The organism is Streptomyces liangshanensis (genome assembly GCF_011694815.1).
Taxonomy (GTDB): domain Bacteria; phylum Actinomycetota; class Actinomycetes; order Streptomycetales; family Streptomycetaceae; genus Streptomyces; species Streptomyces liangshanensis.
Map to the genome: position 1 here is coordinate 5,555,581 of NZ_CP050177.1, position 17,962 is coordinate 5,573,542.

General features: G+C 71.9%; 12 protein-coding genes and 3 tRNA genes. 9 read left to right on the top strand and 6 right to left on the bottom strand.

Annotation, left to right across the window (positions count from 1 at the left end; genetic code table 11):
• Positions 1–158: 158 nt before the first annotated feature.
• The gene (locus HA039_RS24090; protein WP_167033321.1) at positions 159–1,499 is read right to left on the bottom strand and encodes a helix-turn-helix domain-containing protein; all 1,341 of its coding nucleotides are present in this window, start codon (positions 1,497–1,499) and stop codon (positions 159–161) included.
• Positions 1,500–1,807: 308 nt separating this feature from the next.
• Here HA039_RS24090 and HA039_RS24095 point away from each other — a divergent pair, with 308 nt between their 5' ends.
• The 4 genes from HA039_RS24095 to HA039_RS24110 all read left to right on the top strand — a co-directional run bounded on the left by HA039_RS24095 (position 1,808) and on the right by HA039_RS24110 (position 8,056).
• Positions 1,808–3,130: a deoxyguanosinetriphosphate triphosphohydrolase gene (locus tag HA039_RS24095; RefSeq protein WP_167033323.1), complete on the top strand. Its 1,323-nt coding sequence runs from the start codon at positions 1,808–1,810 to the stop codon at positions 3,128–3,130.
• Between the two features lie 116 nt (positions 3,131–3,246).
• On the top strand, positions 3,247–4,533 hold the full coding sequence (locus tag HA039_RS24100; protein WP_167033325.1) for an NAD(P)/FAD-dependent oxidoreductase: 1,287 nt from the start codon (positions 3,247–3,249) through the stop codon (positions 4,531–4,533).
• Between the two features lie 70 nt (positions 4,534–4,603).
• Positions 4,604–6,547: a DNA primase gene (gene dnaG, locus HA039_RS24105; RefSeq protein ID WP_167033327.1), complete on the top strand. Its 1,944-nt coding sequence runs from the start codon at positions 4,604–4,606 to the stop codon at positions 6,545–6,547.
• A 318-nt stretch (positions 6,548–6,865) separates the two neighbouring features.
• A complete protein-coding gene (locus HA039_RS24110) occupies positions 6,866–8,056 on the top strand; it encodes an RNA polymerase sigma factor (protein ID WP_425086379.1) in 1,191 nt (396 codons plus the stop codon).
• A gap of 100 nt (positions 8,057–8,156) precedes the next feature.
• Here HA039_RS24110 and HA039_RS24115 read toward each other — a convergent pair whose 3' ends face one another.
• The 4 genes from HA039_RS24115 to HA039_RS24130 form a co-directional block, all read right to left on the bottom strand.
• Positions 8,157–10,088 carry an ABC transporter ATP-binding protein gene (locus HA039_RS24115; protein ID WP_167033329.1) on the bottom strand — a complete coding sequence of 644 codons (1,932 nt, stop codon included), beginning with the start codon at positions 10,086–10,088 and terminating at the stop codon, positions 8,157–8,159.
• The gene (locus tag HA039_RS24120) at positions 10,088–11,821 is read right to left on the bottom strand and encodes an ABC transporter ATP-binding protein (RefSeq protein ID WP_167033331.1); all 1,734 of its coding nucleotides are present in this window, start codon (positions 11,819–11,821) and stop codon (positions 10,088–10,090) included. Before HA039_RS24120 ends, HA039_RS24115 begins: the two co-directional genes overlap by 1 nt.
• A 171-nt stretch (positions 11,822–11,992) precedes the next feature.
• Positions 11,993–13,438, bottom strand: coding sequence for an FGGY family carbohydrate kinase (locus HA039_RS24125; protein ID WP_167033333.1), 1,446 nt, complete (start codon positions 13,436–13,438; stop codon positions 11,993–11,995).
• A gap of 79 nt (positions 13,439–13,517) precedes the next feature.
• Positions 13,518–13,847 carry a YtxH domain-containing protein gene (locus HA039_RS24130; RefSeq protein ID WP_167037517.1) on the bottom strand — a complete coding sequence of 110 codons (330 nt, stop codon included), beginning with the start codon at positions 13,845–13,847 and terminating at the stop codon, positions 13,518–13,520.
• A 211-nt stretch (positions 13,848–14,058) separates the two neighbouring features.
• On the opposite strand from HA039_RS24130, the gene HA039_RS24135 reads away from it, so the two are divergent.
• The 4 genes from HA039_RS24135 to HA039_RS24150 all read left to right on the top strand — a co-directional run bounded on the left by HA039_RS24135 (position 14,059) and on the right by HA039_RS24150 (position 15,894).
• A tRNA-Asn gene (locus HA039_RS24135) sits at positions 14,059–14,131 on the top strand.
• Positions 14,132–14,136: 5 nt separating this feature from the next.
• Positions 14,137–14,209, top strand: a tRNA-Asn gene (locus HA039_RS24140).
• Positions 14,210–14,375: 166 nt separating this feature from the next.
• A tRNA-Ile gene (locus HA039_RS24145) sits at positions 14,376–14,449 on the top strand.
• A gap of 422 nt (positions 14,450–14,871) precedes the next feature.
• Complete coding sequence (locus HA039_RS24150; RefSeq protein ID WP_167033335.1) at positions 14,872–15,894, top strand: LLM class flavin-dependent oxidoreductase; 1,023 nt, start codon at positions 14,872–14,874, stop codon at positions 15,892–15,894.
• Positions 15,895–15,931: 37 nt separating this feature from the next.
• On the opposite strand, the gene HA039_RS24155 is transcribed toward HA039_RS24150, so the two are convergent.
• A complete protein-coding gene (locus tag HA039_RS24155; RefSeq protein ID WP_167033337.1) occupies positions 15,932–16,333 on the bottom strand; it encodes a MarR family winged helix-turn-helix transcriptional regulator in 402 nt (133 codons plus the stop codon).
• Positions 16,334–16,468: 135 nt separating this feature from the next.
• Here HA039_RS24155 and HA039_RS24160 point away from each other — a divergent pair, with 135 nt between their 5' ends.
• Entirely contained in the window at positions 16,469–17,938 is a 1,470-nt protein-coding gene (locus HA039_RS24160) for an MFS transporter (protein WP_243869708.1), read from the top strand.
• Positions 17,939–17,962 lie beyond the last annotated feature (24 nt).

The window sequence follows — 17,962 nt, forward strand, 5'->3', positions numbered from 1 at the left end:
GACGGAACGGGCGCGCGCCAGTGTTGCCCTGTTGCGCAACACCGGGCACGACAGGGGACGCGCACGCGGGTCACCCGCCGAAGTGGGGCCTTCGGAACATTGCGCTCCGACGCGGGGCCCGGCTGCTCCCGCGAGCCGGGTGGGATCGCCGTACATGGTCAGCCTGCCCCGCCGCCGTCCGCCCCCGGGCACCCGGCCGGGGCCCCGGCCGGATCGGCGCCGTGCAGGTACCAGGACGTCAACCGCGCCGCACACGCGTGCCGTTCGCCCGCCGTCTCCTCCGCCGCGGCGCGCTCACGCGCGTACGCGCGCAACAGGTCGTGGATCTCGTAGCGGTGGACGCCGGTCTCCTCCAGCAGGTGCCGAGCGACCAGGTCGTCCAGGTGCCGCCGGGTCCGAGCGAGCGGCGTACCGGTCAGCGCGGCCACCGCGGCCGTACCGACCGGCGCCACCGGCATCAGACCCAACAGCCGGAACGTACGCGCGACTTCGGGATCCAGCTCGTCGTACGAACGGTCGAACGAGCCCCTGACCGAGAGGCCCGCGTCGTCGTGGTCCGCCAGCACGTCGAGACCGCCGTCCTCCCACTCCTCCACCGCGTGCGACAGCGGCCGGTGCGGATGGCTCGCCAGCCGCTCGGCGGTGACGCGCAGCGCCAGGGGCAGTCGGCCGCAGTGCCGGACGACCGCCCGGGCCGCCGGCCGCTCCGCCTCCACGCGCGCGTGCCCCAGCACGGCCCGCAGGAGGTCCAGGGACTCCCGGCAGCTCAGGGGGGCCAGCGAGACCCGCCGCGCGCCCGTCGTCATGGACAGGCCGGTCAGCCGGCGACGGCTGGTCACGACCACCGCGCAGCCGGCCGCTCCCGGCAGCAGGTGCCTGATCTGCGCGGTGTCCACCGCGTTGTCCAGCACCACGAGCACGGGCCCCGGCCGCTGCGCCACCGCCGTCCGGAACAGCGCCGCCCGCGCCTCCACGGAATCGGGCGGGGTCCCCTGGCCGAGGGCCCGCAGAAAGGCGTCGAGGACCGCGTTCGGGTCGGCCGCGGGGCCGCGCGGGGAATGGCCGCGTAAATCGGCGTACAGAACGCCTTCGGGGAATTGGGCGGCGACGCGGTGGGCCCAGTGCAGGGCCACGGCCGACTTTCCGACCCCGGGCGGCCCGTCGACGGCGACCGTCAGGGCCGCCCCCTCGGCGCGCGCCCGCGCCAGCTCCGCGTCGAGGTCCGCGAGCGTCCCGGCCCGTCCCACGAAGGCGGACACCGGCGCCGGAAGCTGCTCCGGCCGTGCCCCGCCCGTCAGTTCGGCCCGCGCCACCAGCACGCCGCCGGCGCCCAACGCCTCGTCACAGGCCCGCGCCAGCGCCAGCGTCGGGGTGCCCTGGCCGCGCGCGACGCGGCTCAACCACCCCGCGCTGTACCGTACGAGGGCGGAGAGCTCGCGGAGGGAGAGACCTTCGGCCTGGCGCCGCGTCTGCAACGCGGCCGCGAACGTCGTCTCCACAGATCCCCCTTCCCCCGCGGGGCTTCCCCGTGAAGCGTGAGGCTTTCCGTGGAGCAGCCCCCGCCGCGGTCGACTGAACACTACACGGCGTGTTCAGCCACTTACGGAATCTTTTCGCAAATTAAGAACCGCAACTCGGCCACAATGTGCGCACAATGCGCACCTCCGCGCGGTGCGAATCCACTCGCCATTCCCCCTTCGCCCGGATAACCCCCACCCGGGCCTTCCCGGCCCCCTCCGAGCCCGTCCGGGCGATACGCGGCGGCCCGCGCCGACCCGCTGTCGGTCCCGCCGGTTACCGTCGACACATGGCAGGCACCACCGGTACGACCTCGTCCCACCCCACCGTTCCCCCGTCCCCCTACGCGGCCGACGCCACCGAGCGCTGGGCCGCCGAGCCCGACAAGCGGCCCGGCAGGACCGCGTTCCAGCGCGACCGCGCCCGCGTGCTGCACTCCGCCGCGCTGCGGCGCCTCGCGGGCAAGACCCAGGTGGTCACGCCGGGGACCCGTAACCAGGACTGGGACGCCAGCGCGCGCACCCGCCTCACGCACTCCCTGGAGTGCGCCCAGGTGGGCCGCGAGCTCGGCGCGGCCCTCGGCTGCGACCCGGACCTCGTCGAGACCGCCTGCCTGGCGCACGACATGGGCCATCCGCCGTTCGGGCACAACGGCGAGCAGGCCCTCAACGAGTTCGCCGAGGACTGCGGCGGCTTCGAGGGGAACGCGCAGTCGCTGCGCCTGCTGACGAGGATCGAGCCCAAGCGGTTCGTCACGTCCGAGGAGACGGGCGAGCCGGTCAGCGTCGGCCTCAACCTGACCAGGGCCGCCCTGGACGCCGCGACGAAGTACCCCTGGCCCCGCGGCGCCCACCCCACCGAGCCCGCCTCCGCCAAGTTCGGCGTCTACGAGGACGACCTGCCGGTCTTCGCCTGGGCCAGGCAGGGCGCCCCGGCGGGCCGGACGTGCTTCGAGGCGCAGGTCATGGACTGGTCCGACGACGTCGCCTACTCGGTCCACGACTTCGAGGACGGGCTGCACGCCGGCCACGTGGACCCGGCCGCCCTCTCCTCGCCGACCGAGCGCGACGCGATCTGGGCCGTCGCCATAGGGCGGTACGTCCCCGCCGGCACCGACCCGGCCGAGCTGTCCGCCGCGCTGGACCGCCTCATGGGGCAGCGCTGGTGGCCGCACGGCTACGACGGCTCGGCGGTCGCCCAGGGCCGCCTCAAGGACGCCACCAGCCAGCTCATCGGCCGCTTCTGCCTGGCCGCGGAGGGCGCCACCCGCCAGGCGTACGGCACGGGCCCGCTCACCCGGTACGGCGCCGAGCTGGTCGTCCCGCGCGAGGCGCGCCACGAGTGCGCGGTCCTCAAGGCCGTCGCCGACCGGTACGTGATGCAGCGGGCCGAGCAGGAGACCCTGCGCGCCGACCAGCGGATCGTCCTGGCCGAGCTGGCCGGGGCGCTCACGGCGGGCGCCCCGGAGGGCCTGGACCCGCAGTTCCGCGCGCTGTTCGAAACCGCCGCCGACGACCGCGCCCGCAAGCGGGTGATCGTCGACCAGATCGCCTCCCTCACGGACGCGGCGGCCCGCTCCCTCCACAGCGGCCTCCGGGGCGGCACACGCTGACGCCGCCCGACGCTCCTCCGGGGATCGGCGGCACGGCACCGGCGCGCCCCCTCTTCCCCCATTACGCTCCGTACGGGACGCTCGCAGATGGCGGCTGAGCAAAAAGGAGGCATCAAGTGGTCGACGCACATCGGACATTTGTCATCGTCGGCGGCGGGCTCGCCGCGGCGAAGGCCGCGGAGACCCTCCGGGCGGAGGGCTTCACCGGCCGGGTGATCCTGATCGGCGACGAGCGCGACCATCCCTACGAACGCCCACCCCTGTCCAAGGGCTACCTGGTCGGCAAGGACGAGCGCGACAGCGTCTTCGTGCAGGAGCCCGCCTGGTACGCGCGGTCCCAGGTCGAGCTGCACCTCGGCCAGACGGTCACCTCGATCGACCGCAGCACCCGCTGCGTGCACCTCGGCGACGGCACCTCCGTCCCCTACGACAAGCTGCTGCTGGCCACCGGCTCCGAGCCGCGCCGCCTCGACGTCCCCGGCACGGACCTGGCCGGCGTGCACCACCTGCGCCGCCTCGCCCACGCCGACCGGCTGCGCCACGTCCTCGCCGCCCTCGGCCGGGACAACGGTCACCTCGTCATCGCCGGCGCCGGCTGGATCGGCCTGGAGGTCGCCGCGGCGGCCCGGGGGTACGGCGCCGAGGTCACCGTCGTCGAGTCCGCCGCCACGCCGCTGCACCAGGTCATCGGCCCCGAGCTGGGCCAGCTCTTCACGGACCTGCACAGCGAGCACGGCGTCCGCTTCCACTTCGGGGTACGGCTCACCGAGATCGTCGGCCAGGACGGCATGGTCCTCGCGGCCCGCACGGACGACGGCGAGGAGCACCCCGCCCACGACGTGCTCGCCGCGATCGGCGCCGCGCCCCGGGTCTCCCTCGCCGAGGCGGCGGGCCTCACCCTCGCCGACCGCGCCACGGGCGGCGGCATCGCCGTGGACGCGTCGCTGCGCACCTCGGACCCCGACATCTTCGCGGCCGGGGACGTGGCCTCGTTCCCGCTCTCCGGCTGGGGCGAGGGCCTGTCCGCCGACCGGGTGCGCGTCGAGCACTGGGCGAACGCCCTGAACGGCGGGCCGGCCGCCGCCCGGGCGATGCTCGGCCAGGACGTCACGTACGACCGGATCCCGTACTTCTTCTCCGACCAGTACGACCTGGGCCTGGAGTACTCGGGCTGGGCGCCGCCCGGCTCGTACGACCAGGTGGTGGTCAGGGGCGACGCGGGGAAGCGCGAGTTCATCGCCTTCTGGACGAAGGACGGCCGGGTGCTCGCCGGGATGAACGTCAACGTCTGGGACGTCACCGGCGACATCCAGCGCCTGATCCGGTCCGGCGCCCGGCTGGACCCGGACGCGCTCGCCGACCCGTCGGTGCCGCTCGCCTCCCTCGCCGCGGACGGCACCTGACCGCCCCCGGCCGTACCCGTCCCCGGGCGCACGGTCCGCCGACCTCACGGCGCCACCGTAGAATCCACGCGTGGCCGGCAGGATCAACGATGACGACGTGAAGGCGGTTCGGGACGCGGTCCCGATCGACGCCGTCGTGTCCGAGTACCTCCAGTTGCGCAGCGCGGGCGGCGGGAACCTGAAGGGTCTCTGCCCCTTCCACGACGAGAAGTCCCCCTCCTTCCAGGTCAGTCCGAGCAAGGGTCTCTTCCACTGCTTCGGCTGCCAGGAGGGCGGGGACACCATCGCCTTCGTGATGAAGATCGACCACCTCTCGTTCTCCGAGACGGTCGAGCGGCTCGCCGCCCAGGCGGGCGTCACGCTGCGGTACGAGGAAGGCGGCTACAACCCGGCGGGCCAGCGCGGCGAGCGCACCCGGCTGGTGGAGGCGCACAAGATCGCCGCGCGGTTCTACGCCGAGCAGCTGTCGGGCACCGAGGCCGAGATCGGCCGGAAGTTCCTCGCCGAGCGCGGCTTCGACCAGGCGGCGGCCGAGCACTTCGGCGTCGGGTACAGCCCGGCCGGCTGGGACCACCTCACCTCGTACCTGCGCGGCCAGGGCTTCTCCGACAAGGAACTGCTGCTCTCCGGGCTCTCCCAGGACGGCCGCCGCGGTCCCATCGACCGCTTCCGCGGCCGCCTGATGTGGCCCATCAGGGACATCTCCGGCGAGGTCGTCGGCTTCGGCGCGCGCAAGCTGCGCGACGACGACAACGGCCCGAAGTACCTCAACACCCCCGAGACCGCGATCTACAAGAAGTCCCAGGTGCTGTACGGCGTCGACCTGGCCAAGAAGGACATCGCCAAGGCCAGCAGGGCCGTGGTGGTGGAGGGGTACACCGACGTGATGGCCTGCCACCTGGCCGGCGTCACCACCGCCATCGCCACCTGCGGCACCGCCTTCGGCGCCGACCACATCAAGATCCTCAGACGGCTCCTGATGGACAACGGCAGCGCGCGCGTGATCTTCACCTTCGACGGGGACGCGGCGGGCCAGAAGGCCGCGCTGCGGGCCTTCGAGGACGACCAGAAGTTCGCCGCCGAGACGTACATCGCGATCGCCCCCGACAACATGGACCCGTGCGACCTGCGCCTCGCCAAGGGCGACGAGGCCGTCCAGGACCTGGTCGAACCGCGCACGCCCCTCTTCGAGTTCGCGATCCGCCAGATCGTCTCGCGCTACGCGCTGGAGACCCCGGCGGGGCGCGCCGCCGCCCTGGACGAGGCGGCCCCGATCGTGGCCCGGATCAAGAACGGCGCGTCGCAGCACGAGGTCGCCGTCCAGCTCGCCGGCATCCTCGGCATCCTGGACACCCAGTTCGTCGTCAAGCGCGTCGCGCAAGTGGCCCGTTGGGCGCGTGACCGCGGCGGCCGCGGCCCCGCGGCGCCCCCCGAGCGCGGCGCCCGGCGCGGTGACCCGCAGGGGCCCCAGGGACCGCAGGGCTCCCACGGCGGCCCGGGCGCGGTCGGCCGCGGTCCCTCGGGGCCCGCGCTGAACCTCCGCAGCCCCGCCCACCGCACCGAGCGCGAGCTGCTCAAGCTCGCCCTCCAGCGGCCGGAGCTGGTCTCGCCGGCCTTCGACGCGTACGGCGGCGACGAGTTCACCGCCGAGCCGTACGCGGCCGTGCGCCGCGCCATCGAGGACGCGGGCGGCGCCGAACAGGGCGTGGGCGCCGCGTTCGAGTACCTGGCCCGGGTCCGCGAGGCCGCGCCCAACGACGCGGTGCGCGCGATGGTCACGGAGCTGGCGGTCGAGGTGTTCCACGGCAAGACCATCGACGAGGCGTACGCGGGGGAGCAGCTCGTCCAGGTCCGGCTGCGCGCGGTCGACCTGCGGATCCGTGACGTCACGGGCACCCTGACCCGCCTGGGCACGCACTCCGACCCCGAGCACTACGCGGCCGTGCAGAACGAGTTGTGGGTGCTCCAGCAGTACGGCCAGTCCCTGCGCAACCAGGGCGCGGCCGCACTCTGACCCGGCCGCACGCCGTCGCGGCCGGTCCCGCGCGTCCCACCGGCCCCCGTCCCGCCCGCCGCCCGGACGACATCCTTCCGTAACTACCCGGTCACGCACGGGACTCAGAAAGTCGCCGCACGCCCCTCGTGGCGGCTGTGTGTCGTACCCCACACTGGTGGCGGTGCCTGAGTCCCGGGCGCGGCCGACCCGTGAACGAAGGGTGCCGCACCCCCGCGGATCCGCTCATCGTGTACGGGACGGAATGCGGCCCGGCCGCTTGCGTCCCGCTGCCGCACGCCCCCGAACCGGCAGTGATCACCCTGGAGGTCGCCCCCCGTGCAGACCCAGACCCAGTCCGTGAGCCCGGCTTTGACGCTGACCAAGGACCTCGCGGCCCACCTGACCGGACAACCGGCCCTGTCACCGGCCGTCCCGCCCCAGAACCGCGTCGCGCACCACCCCGAGGCGCGCCACCCGCACCACCCCGAAGTCCTCCGGCTCCACCGGGGGAAGCCCGGCCCCGGGGCCGAGGCCCCGGCGACCGTCGTCGAGACCCTCACCGAGGACCCCGTGGACGACGTGCCCGAGCCGCGCCGGAGCACCCGGGCCGACACCGGCGCCACCTCCGACCTGTTCCGCCAGTACCTGCGGGAGATCGGCCGCATCCCGCTGCTCACCGCCGCCGAGGAAGTGGAGCTGGCCCGCAGCGTCGAGGCCGGCCTCTTCGCCGAGGAGAAGCTCGGCACCGCCACCGACCTGGACTCCCGCCTCGCCCTGGACCTCGACCGCCTCGTCGTGAGAGGCCGCGTGGCCAAGCGCCGGCTGATCGAGGCGAACCTGCGCCTCGTGGTCTCCGTCGCCAAGCGCTACATCGGCCGCGGCCTGACCATGCTCGACCTCGTCCAGGAGGGCAACCTCGGGCTGATCAGGGCGGTCGAGAAGTTCGACTACGCCCGCGGCTTCAAGTTCTCGACGTACGCGACCTGGTGGATCCGCCAGGCCATGTCCCGGGCGCTGGCCGACCAGGCCCGCACCATCCGGGTCCCCGTCCACGTGGTCGAGCTGATCAACCGGGTCGTCCGCGTCCAGCGCCGGCTGCTCCAGGAACGGGGCTACGAGCCCTCCGCCGAGGAGGTCGCCGCCCAGTTGGACGTCCCGCCCGAGCGCGTCGGCGAGGTGCTGCGCCTCGCCCAGGAGCCCATCTCCCTGCACTCCCCGGTGGGCGAGGAGGACGACGTGGCGTTCGGCGACCTGATCGAGGACGGCGACGCCGCGTCCCCCGTCGAGTCCGCCGCCTTCCTCCTGCTGCGCCAGCACCTGAACGCGGTCCTCTCCACCCTCGGCGAGCGCGAACGCAAGGTCGTGCAGCTGCGGTACGGGCTGGACGACGGCCGGCCCCGCACGCTGGAGGAGATCGGCAGCATCTTCGGCGTCACCCGGGAACGCATACGCCAGATAGAGGCGAAGACCCTCGGCAAACTGCGCAACCACACCTACGCGGACCAACTGCGCGGATACCTGGACTGAGACCGCCGCGATAACCGGCAGCGCCACCGCGCGAACCGGCAGCGGCGCCGCGCCCCGTCGACCGGGGGCGCGGCGCCGCTGCCGTACACACGAAACCTCGTCAGTCGACCTCGGCGACCGCCTGGGCGAACTGGGAGGCGTACAGGCGCGCGTAGGCGCCCTCCGCCGCGAGGAGTTCCTCGTGGGTGCCCTGCTCGACGATGGACCCGCTCTCCATGACGAGGATGACGTCCGCGTCCCGGATCGTGGAGAGCCGGTGCGCGATCACGAAGCTCGTACGGCCGTGGGCCAGACGGGCCATCGCCCGCTGGATCAGCACCTCGGTGCGGGTGTCCACCGAGCTGGTCGCCTCGTCCAGGACCAGGATCACCGGGTCGGACAGGAACGCCCGCGCGATGGTGATCAGCTGCTTCTCGCCGGCGCTGACGCCCGTACCGTCGTCGTCGATGACGGTGTCGTACCCGTCGGGGAGCGTGCGGACGAACCGGTCGGCGTGGGCGGCCCGCGCCGCTTCCTCGATCTCCTCGCGGGTGACGTCCCGGGAGGCGCCGTACGCGATGTTGTCGGCGATGCTCCCGCCGAACAGCCACGTGTCCTGGAGGACCATGCCTATCCCGGACCGCAGTTGCTCCCGGGACATGCGCGCCACGTCCACCCCGTCGAGCGTGATCCGCCCGCCCGTGACCTCGTAGAACCGCATCAGCAGGTTCACCAGGGTCGTCTTGCCCGCACCCGTCGGCCCCACGATCGCCACCGTCTGGCCCGGCTCCACCGACAGCGACAGATCCTCGATCAGCGGCTTCTCGGGGTCGTACCGGAAGGACACGTGCTCCAGCGCCACACGGCCCTGGGAGCCCTTCCGCAGCCGCTCCACGGCCGGGGCGTCGGGCTCCTGCTCCGGCGCGTCCAGCAGGTCGAAGATGCGCTCGGCCGAGGCGACCCCGGACTGCACCAGGTTCGCCATCGACGCGACCTGCGTCAGCGGCATCGAGAACTGCCGCGAGTACTGGATGAACGCCTGCACGTCACCGATCGACAGGGTGCCCGAGGCGACCCGCAGACCGCCGACGACCGCGATCAGCACATAGTTCAGGTTCGAGATGAAGAGCATCAGCGGCTGCATGATCCCGCTGTTGAACTGCGCCTTGAACCCGGCCTCGTACAGCTTGTCGTTCTCCTCGCGGAACGCCTCCGCGGACTCCTCGGCGCGCCCGAAGACCTTCACCAGCGCGTGCCCGGTGTACATCTCCTCGATGTGCGCGTTCAGCGTGCCCGTGACCTTCCACTGCTGCACGAAGTGCGGCTGCGACCGCTTGCCGATCCTGGTCGCCACGACGATCGACACCGGTACGGTCACCAGCGCCACCAGGGCGAGCAGCGGCGAGATCCAGAACATCATCGCCAGCACACCGACGATCGTCAGCACCGAGTTGATGAGCTGCCCCATCGTCTGCTGCATGGTCTGCGAGATGTTGTCGACGTCGTTCGTCGCCCGGCTGAGCACCTCGCCGCGCGGCTGCTGGTCGAAGTACGACAGCGGCAGCCGCGACATCTTCGCCTGCACCTCCTCGCGCATCCGGTACACCGTGCCGTTGATGACCCGGATCGACAGGCGCGTGGACACCAGCATGAGCAGCCCGGCGCCCAGGTAGATGAGCAGCGTCGCGAGCAGCACCTCGCCGATCGCGTCGAAGTCGATGCCGTGGCCCGGGATGAAGTCCACCCCGGAGAGCAGGTCGGCCAGCCCGTTGTCGCCCTTGTGGCGCAGCGAGTCGATGGCCTCCGCCTTGGTGGTGCCCTCCCGCATCTGCCGGCCGACGACCCCCGCGAAGATCAGGTCGGTGGCCCGGCCGAGGACCTTGGGCCCGATCACCGACAGGGCGACGCTCAGCACCCCGGCGCCCAGCATCCACCAGAGGGTGGTCCGCTCCACGGCGAGCAGCCTCAGCAGGCGCTTGCTCGACCCCTTGAAGTCCATCGACCGCTGCGTGGGGCCCGCGGCCATCATCATGCGTCCGCCAGGACCGCTCATCAGGCAGCCTCCGCCTCGGTCAGCTGGGAGAGGACGATCTCCCGGTATGTCTCGTTGCCCGCCATCAGCTCGTGGTGCCGGCCGCTGCCGACCACCCGGCCCTCGTCCAGGACGATGATCCGGTCCGCGTCACGGATGGTGGACACCCGCTGGGCGACGATCACGACCGTCGCCTCCGCGGTCTCCCGCGCGAGCGCGCGCCGCAGCGCCGCGTCCGTCGCGTAGTCCAGCGCCGAGAACGAGTCGTCGAACAGGTATATCTCCGGCCGCTGCACGAGCGTCCTCGCGATGGCGAGCCGCTGGCGCTGCCCGCCGGACACGTTCGTACCGCCCTGGGCTATCGCCGCGTCGAGGCCGCCCTCCAGCGCGGAGACGAACTCCTTGGCCTGGGCGACCTCCAGCGCGTGCCACAACTCCTCGTCGGTGGCGTCCGGTTTGCCGTACCGCAGGTTCGTGGCGACCGTCCCCGAGAAGAGGTACGGCTTCTGCGGGACGAGGCTCACGGTCTTGGCCAGCAGCGCCGGGTCGAGCCCGCGCACGTCCTGGCCGTCCACGAGCACCTCCCCGCCGGTGGTGTCGATCAGCCGGGGGACCAGGCTCAGCAGCGTCGACTTGCCGCTGCCCGTCGACCCGATGACCGCGGTCGTCTCGCCGGGGCGCGCCACCAGCGAGACGTCCCTGAGGACCGGTTCCTCGGCCCCGGGGAAGCGGAACTCCCCGCTCCGTACCTCCAGATGACCGTGCCGCCGCAGCTCCGTCACCGGGGCCTCGGGCGGTACGACGCTGGACCGCGTGTCCAGCACCTCTTCGATGCGCTCCGCGCACACCTCGGCGCGCGGGACCATCATGAACATGAAGGTGGCCATCATGACGGCCATCACGATCTGCATCAGGTACGCGAGGAACGCCGTCAGCGCGCCGATCTGCATCCCGCCGCTCTCGATGCGGTGCGCCCCGAACCAGACGACGGCGATCGACGAGACGTTGACGACCGTCATCACCGTCGGGAACATCAGCGCCATCAGCCGGCCGGTCGACAGCGCGACGCCGGTCAGCTCGGTGTTGGCGACCCCGAAGCGCTTCTTCTCGTAGTCGTCCCGGACGAACGCCCTGATCACCCGGTTACCGGTGATCTGCTCGCGCAGGATCCGGTTCACCGAGTCCAGCCGGGTCTGCATGGTCCGGAAGAGCGGCCGCATCTTCCGGACGATGAGACTCACCGCGATCCCGAGCACCGGCACCACGGCCAGCAGGACGGACGACAGCGGCACGTCCTGGCCGAGCGCCATGACGATGCCCCCGACACACATGATGGGCGCCGACACCATCAGCGTGAACGCCATCAGCGTCAGCATCTGGACCTGCTGCACGTCGTTGGTGGTCCGGGTGATCAGCGAGGGGGCCCCGAACTGCCCGACCTCGCGGGCGGAGAAGCTCTGCACCCGCCCGAAGACCGCGGCCCGGACGTCCCGGCCGAGCGCGGAGGCGGTGCGGGCGCCGTAGTACACCGCGCCGATGTTGCAGATCACCTGGACCACGCTGACGGCGATCATGATCCCGCCGAGACGCAGGATGTAGCCCGAATCCCCCTTCACGACACCGTTGTCGATGATGTCCGCGTTGAGCGTGGGCAGGTAGAGGGTGGCGACGGTCTGGAGCAGCTGGAGCGCGACCAGCAGGCCTATCGCTTGTCTGTACGGCGCGAGATGGGTACGGAGGAGTCGTAGCAGCACGCGGAGTCTCTCGGGGTCGGCAAGATCGGGGGTCGGACCCATCTTGCGACACCCGGACCGCCGAACCCCACGGATTTACGTCCAAGGCCGGGTCAAGAAGCGCGGTGCGCAGGGCGGGGACGGGAGGGGTGTGGCCTGTCTCACATCGAGGCGGTCGTCCCCCCGCCCCGGTCACATCCCGGGGCCGAACGCCCCCGGGTGGATCTGCTCGCGCGTCGCCGCGTACTGCTGCCGTACGGCCGTCCCGACCGCCGCGTCCTCGCCCGGCTCGAAGACCTGCGCCGCCGCGCCCTGCCAGAGCGGCGGGGTGTGCGGGGCGAGCGTCCCCTGCGAGACCCCCAGCGCCCAGGCCGCCTGGCGGGCCGCGCCGAGCGCGGTGTAGTCGGCGGGCTGCGGTACGACCACCTGGGCCCCGAAGATCGCCGGTGCGGCGGCCTGGACCGCGGGCAGCTCGGCCGCCGCCCCCAGCAGGAAGACCCGCCGGACCTCGACCCCGCGCCCGCGCAGGACGTCCATCGCGTCGGCGAGCGAGCAGAGCATGCCCTCGAAGGCGGCCCGCGCCAGGTGTTCGGGCTTCATCGACTCGCGCCGCAGCCCGGTGAGCGTGCCCGCGGTGTGCGGCAGCTGGGGGGTTCTCTCGCCTTCCAGGTACGGGAGCATCACCAGGCCGGACGCGCCGGGGGTCGACTTGAGCGCCAGGGCGGACAGCTCCGCGAGGTCGGCCGCGCCCACCATCTCCGCCGTACCCCGCAGGGCCCGGACGGCGTTGAGCGTGTGGACGACCGGCAGGTGCATCCCCGTGGCGTCCGCGAACGACGTGATCATCCCGGACGGGTCGGCCAGCGCCTCGTGGTGCACGGCCATCACCGAGCCCGAGGCCCCCAGTGACACGACGGCGTCCCCGACCCCGACGCCCAGACCGAACGCGGCGGCCATGGTCTCGCCCGTACCCGCCGAGATCAGCAGCCCCTCCGGGGTGGTCCCCGCGGAGTCGGCGGGACCGAGCACCTCGGGCAGGGCGGCCTGATGGCCGAGCGCCAGCTCCACGAGATCGGGACGGTACGAGCCGGTCCGCGCCGACCAGTAACCGGTCCCGGAGGCCGCGCCCCGGTCGGTGGTCCGGCGCGCGGGCCGGCCCAGCAGCTGCCAGACCAGCCAGTCGTGCGGCTGGAGGACCAGCGCCGTGCGCTGCGCGGCCTCCGGCTCGGCCCGCGCCATCCAGCGCAGCTTGGAGATCAGCTGGGCATGCTGCGGTACGGACCCGACGGCCTCGGCCCACGCCTGCCGGCCGCCGAGCGCGTCGACCAGGTCCGCGGCGGCGACCTGGGCGCGCTTGTCCTTGCTGAGCAGGGCGGGCCGGACGAGATTCCCCTGCCGGTCCAGCGCGACCATGCCGTGCTGCTGCGCGGCCACGCCGATCGCCTGGACCCCTTCCAGCAGCCCGCCGGACGCGGCCTCGCCGAGCGACAGCAACCAGGCCTGCGGATCGACCTCGGTGGCCTTGGGTTCGACGGGGTGCGCGGCGAAACCCTGGCGCAGCACGGCGCCCGTGTCCGCGTCACAGACGACGATGCGTGTGAACCCGGACGAACTGTCCAACCCGGCGACTATTCCCATGGCACCCGATTCTGCCCCACGCGCACCGCCCGGGACGATCCCGGGACGTCCCGGGTATCAGAGGCGCCCGCCCCCGCCCTCAGGTGGCGCTGCTGCCCCAGTCGTCGTGACCGCTGCCGTTCGCGCGGCCGTTCTGGCTGCGCTCCCGGAGCGAGCGCACGCGCGAGGCGACGGAGCCGGGCATCTTGTCCCCGACCCGGTCGCCGACGACGGCGCTGACCGAGTGGTACGCCTTGCCCGCGTACTCCCGACCCACGGTGCTCGCGGTCTCGGCGGCGTTGCGCACGGCCGGGTTCTGCGACACCTGACGTGCCGACTTCTTGAGCTGCTCGTAGCGCTCGCGCCCGGCCCGCGTGCCGATCACGTACCCGAAGGCCACTCCTGCGATGAACGTGAGGCGGTACCGCATGGCTGCCACCCTTCCCTAGCGTCGAAGTCCCCAGCGTCGGACCGTTGGGCCCTGTCTACCGCGTACCCCGCCAGGGCCTGGCATCACCCGACGTGACCCCGGGGATACCGATTGGCGGAGCACCCCCCTGCTTGCGCTAATGTATGTGTCGCAGCGAACGCGCACACCCCGGGACGCCCGAGGCGGGTGCGTTCCGGTGCAAACGCAGCAATCCCCTGTAGCTCAATTGGCAGAGCAGCCGGCTGTTAACCGGCAGGTTACTGGTTCGAGTCCAGTCGGGGGAGCGCGGTCCCCTGTAGCTCAATTGGCAGAGCATTCGGCTGTTAACCGGAGGGTTACTGGTTCGAGTCCAGTCGGGGGAGCAGCGAGAAAGAGGACCCCTAGGGGTCCTCTTTTCGTTTCCCCGGAACCGTCCGGCGCGCGGTGCGGTCCTCAAGGTCAGGCGATGCCGACCATCCGAGGCAGGAGATCGTATGAGCGGCTATGCTGCGGCTGACGGCGCGCACAAATGTGCGCGACACGCCGCGAGGGGCGGTAGCTCAGCCGGTTAGAGCAGCGGACTCATAATCCGTCGGCCGTGGGTTCGAGTCCCACCCGCCCCACCGAAGTGTCACCGGGAAGAATCGTTCTGACCAGCGGTTACCTGGTCAGGCGTCAGAACGGCCAGGCCCTTGGCGGCCCGCCTCGGCGATGATTACATGATCGTGGGGACGGATCGGGGACGCCGGTCGGGTGGCGCCCGAGGTTCCCTCGTCCGGCCCATCGTCGCACTCCTGTCGGAGCGTCAGTCCCGACAGTCCGGTTCGTGTCGGCCGCCCGGCCGCGCGCGGGACCGCGGACCACAACCCCCCCCGTCGATTCGCGTACGAAATACCATGTCCTATTTCCGCGCCTCGGCGGAGGCGGGTCCTTTGCGCGCATTCTTCGCTCCTCGGTTCCGGGCGCGCCCCGAGCCCGGCGGGCAGCAACGTCTGCCGGCGGTTGATTGAGGAATCAACTAAGAGGGCGGGTCGTTGTGCCTCGTATGAAGCGCATCGGCTTTCTCTCGTTCGGGCACTGGTCCGACACCCCGCACTCCCAGGCCAGGACGGCGGCGGACTCGCTGCTCCAGGCGATCGACCTCGCCGTCGCGGCCGAGGAGCTGGGGGCCGACGGGGCCTACTTCCGCGTTCATCACTTCGCGCGGCAGATGGCCTCGCCGTTCCCGTTGCTCGCCGCGATCGGGGCCAGGACCTCGCGCATCGAGATCGGTACCGGTGTGATCGACATGCGGTACGAGAACCCCCTCTACATGGCCGAGGACGCCGGCTCCGCCGACCTCATCTCCGGCGGCAGGCTCCAGCTCGGCATCAGCCGGGGATCCCCGGAGCAGGTCATCGACGGCTGGCGCTACTTCGGGTACGCGCCGAGCGGCGACGACACCGAGGCCGACATGGCGCGCAAGCACACCGAGGTGCTGCTGTCCGTGCTGGAGGGCAAGGGCTTCGCCCGGCCGAACCCGCGGCCGATGTTCGCCAACCCGCCGGGACTCCTGCGCGTCGAGCCGCACTCCGAGGGCCTGCGGGAGCGCATCTGGTGGGGCGCCGGATCCAACGCCACCGCCGTCTGGGCGGCCGGGCTCGGTATGAACCTGATGAGTTCGACGCTGAAGAACGACGAGGGCGGCGCGCCCTTCCACGTCCAGCAGGCCGCGCAGATCCGTGCCTTCCGGGAGGCGTGGGCCGAGGCGGGCTGGGAGCGGGAACCGCGCGTCTCGGTGTCGCGGAGCGTTTTCGCGCTCACCACCGACCAGGACCGGGCGTACTTCGGCAACGACGGCGACAGCGCCGACCAGATCGGCAACATCGACGCGACCACGCGCGCGATCTTCGGGCGTACGTACGCCGCCGAGCCCGACCTCCTGGTGAAGCAGCTCGCCGAGGACGAGGCGATCGCCGAGGCGGACACGCTGCTGCTGACCGTGCCCAACCAACTCGGCGTCGACTACAACAGCCACGTACTGGAGAACATCCTCACCCACGTCGCGCCCGCGCTCGGCTGGCGCTGAGGACCGCCCCGCGCCACCGGCGGGCGATCGCCGCCCGTCAGTGGCCGGGGGCGGGAGTCATCAGGTCGCGGAGCGTGGACCGCTGGGTCGGGCGCGCCTCGGTGAACCGCTGCGACCCCTTGGGCGTGATGCCGACATACATCGACCGCCGGTCGTCCTCGCACATCGACCGCAGCACCAGGCCCCCCGCCTCCAGGCGGCTGACCAGGCGGGACAGGGCGCTCTGGCTCAGGTGGACGGAGCTCTCCAGCTCGCTCATCCGCACCTGGGTGCCGGACCGGTCGGCCGCGTACAGCTCCTGGAGCACCTCGAAGTCGCTCACCGAGACGCTGTGGCGCTCCATCAGGGTCCGGTCGAGGGCGGTGTTGACGCGGTGGTAGAGGCCCATCACGTCATGCCAGTGGGCTGCGAGTTCATCCTCGTGGGTCGACTTCGACACGGTCGTATCTTAGCACGCGAGAGGCATCCGCATGCATGCGCATTAGATGTGCGTGCATTAGATGCATGTGCTTATATGTCTCGGGTGACTTCGTCCTGCACCGAAGCGGAAGCGAGAACGGCTCCGCTCCTCCCCGTGACCATCCCGTCCCCCGAGTCCCCCACCCCCGACGGTGAGGTACGTGACCTCAACTGGTCGGCCCGCACCTGGGTGCTCCTGTTCGTGCTGTGCGGCGCGCTCTTCCTCGACGGTCTCGACCTCTCGATGGTCGGCGTCGCGCTGCCCTCCATAGGGTCCGACCTGCACCTGGACGGCAGCTCCCTCCAGTGGATCGTCAGCGGCTACATCCTGGGATACGGCAGCCTGCTGCTGCTCGGCGGCCGCGCCTCCGACCTCCTCGGCCGCCGCCGGGTCTTCCTCGCCGCCGTCGCCGTGTTCGGCGCCGTCTCGGTGATCAGCACGTTCCTCAGCAACGACCTCGCGCTCATCGCCCTGCGTTTCGTCAAGGGGGCGTCCGCCGCCTTCACGGTCCCCGCCGGCCTGTCCATCATCACGACGACGTACGCCCAGGGCCCCGCCCGCAACCGCGCGCTCAGCATCTACACCGTCTGCGGCGCGAGCGGCTTCTCCCTCGGCCTGGTGGCCGGCGGACTGCTCACCGAGATCGGCTGGCGGATGACCTTCCTGGCGCCGGGACCGGTGGCCATCGTCCTCCTCCTGGCCGGCCTGAAGGTCATCCCGCACGTCGCGACGGCGCGTGTCGATCTGCGCCACTTCGACCTGCCGGGCGCGCTGACCAGCACGCTCTCCCTGCTGATCCTCGTCTACGCGGTGGTCCAGGCCCCGAACGAGGGCTGGGGATCGGTGCGCACGCTCGGCCTGCTCGCGCTGAGCGCCGTCCTGATGGCCGCGTTCGTGGTCATCGAGCTGCGGCATCCGCACCCGCTCGTGCGGCTCGGCATTCTCCGGTCCTCGGCGCTCGTGCACGCCAACCTGTCCGCGGCGGCGATGTTCGGCGGGTACTCCGCCTTCCAGTTCGTCGTCACGCTCTACGTCCAGAACTCCCTGGGCTGGTCGCCGATCACGATGTCCATGGCGTTCCTGCCGACCGGCGTCCTGGTCGTGGCGAGCGCCCTCAAGATGGAGGCCGTCCTCGACCGGGTGAACACGACCGTGCTCATCTTCTTCGGCCTGCTGGCCTTCATCCTGGCGTACGTCCTGTTCCTGCGGGTCGACCCGGACAAGTCGTACGCCGACTTCATGCTCCCGACGATGCTGCTCCTCGGGATCGGCTTCGCCCTGTGCTTCCCCTCCGTGAGCGCCCAGGCCACCAACGGGGTCGCCGACAGCGAGCAGGGACTCGCCTCCGGGCTGCTCAACACCAGCATGCAGGTGGGCGGCGCGGTCGTGCTCGCGATCTCCAGCGCCGTACTGAGCGCTTCCGGTACGGCTCCGGTACGCCACGAACTGCTGCCCGGGATGTCCGCCGCCATCAGTGTCGCGGCGGGCGTCACGCTGGTGGCACTCCTGTTCACCGCCGCCCGCCTCGTCCGGGGCCGCGCGCGGAAGGATTCCGGGGCGATCGCGGCCGGGAACGCCCGGTGACGCCCTAGGGCCTGTCCGGCGGCC

Coding starts and splice junctions, on each gene's coding strand:
- HA039_RS24095 (WP_167033323.1), top strand. CDS start 1,808: ATGGCAGGCACCACCGGTACGACCTCGTCCCACCCCACCGTTCCCCCG.
- HA039_RS24115 (WP_167033329.1), bottom strand. CDS start 10,088: ATGAGCGGTCCTGGCGGACGCATGATGATGGCCGCGGGCCCCACGCAG.
- HA039_RS24150 (WP_167033335.1), top strand. CDS start 14,872: ATGAAGCGCATCGGCTTTCTCTCGTTCGGGCACTGGTCCGACACCCCG.
- HA039_RS24130 (WP_167037517.1), bottom strand. CDS start 13,847: ATGCGGTACCGCCTCACGTTCATCGCAGGAGTGGCCTTCGGGTACGTG.
- HA039_RS24125 (WP_167033333.1), bottom strand. CDS start 13,438: ATGGGAATAGTCGCCGGGTTGGACAGTTCGTCCGGGTTCACACGCATC.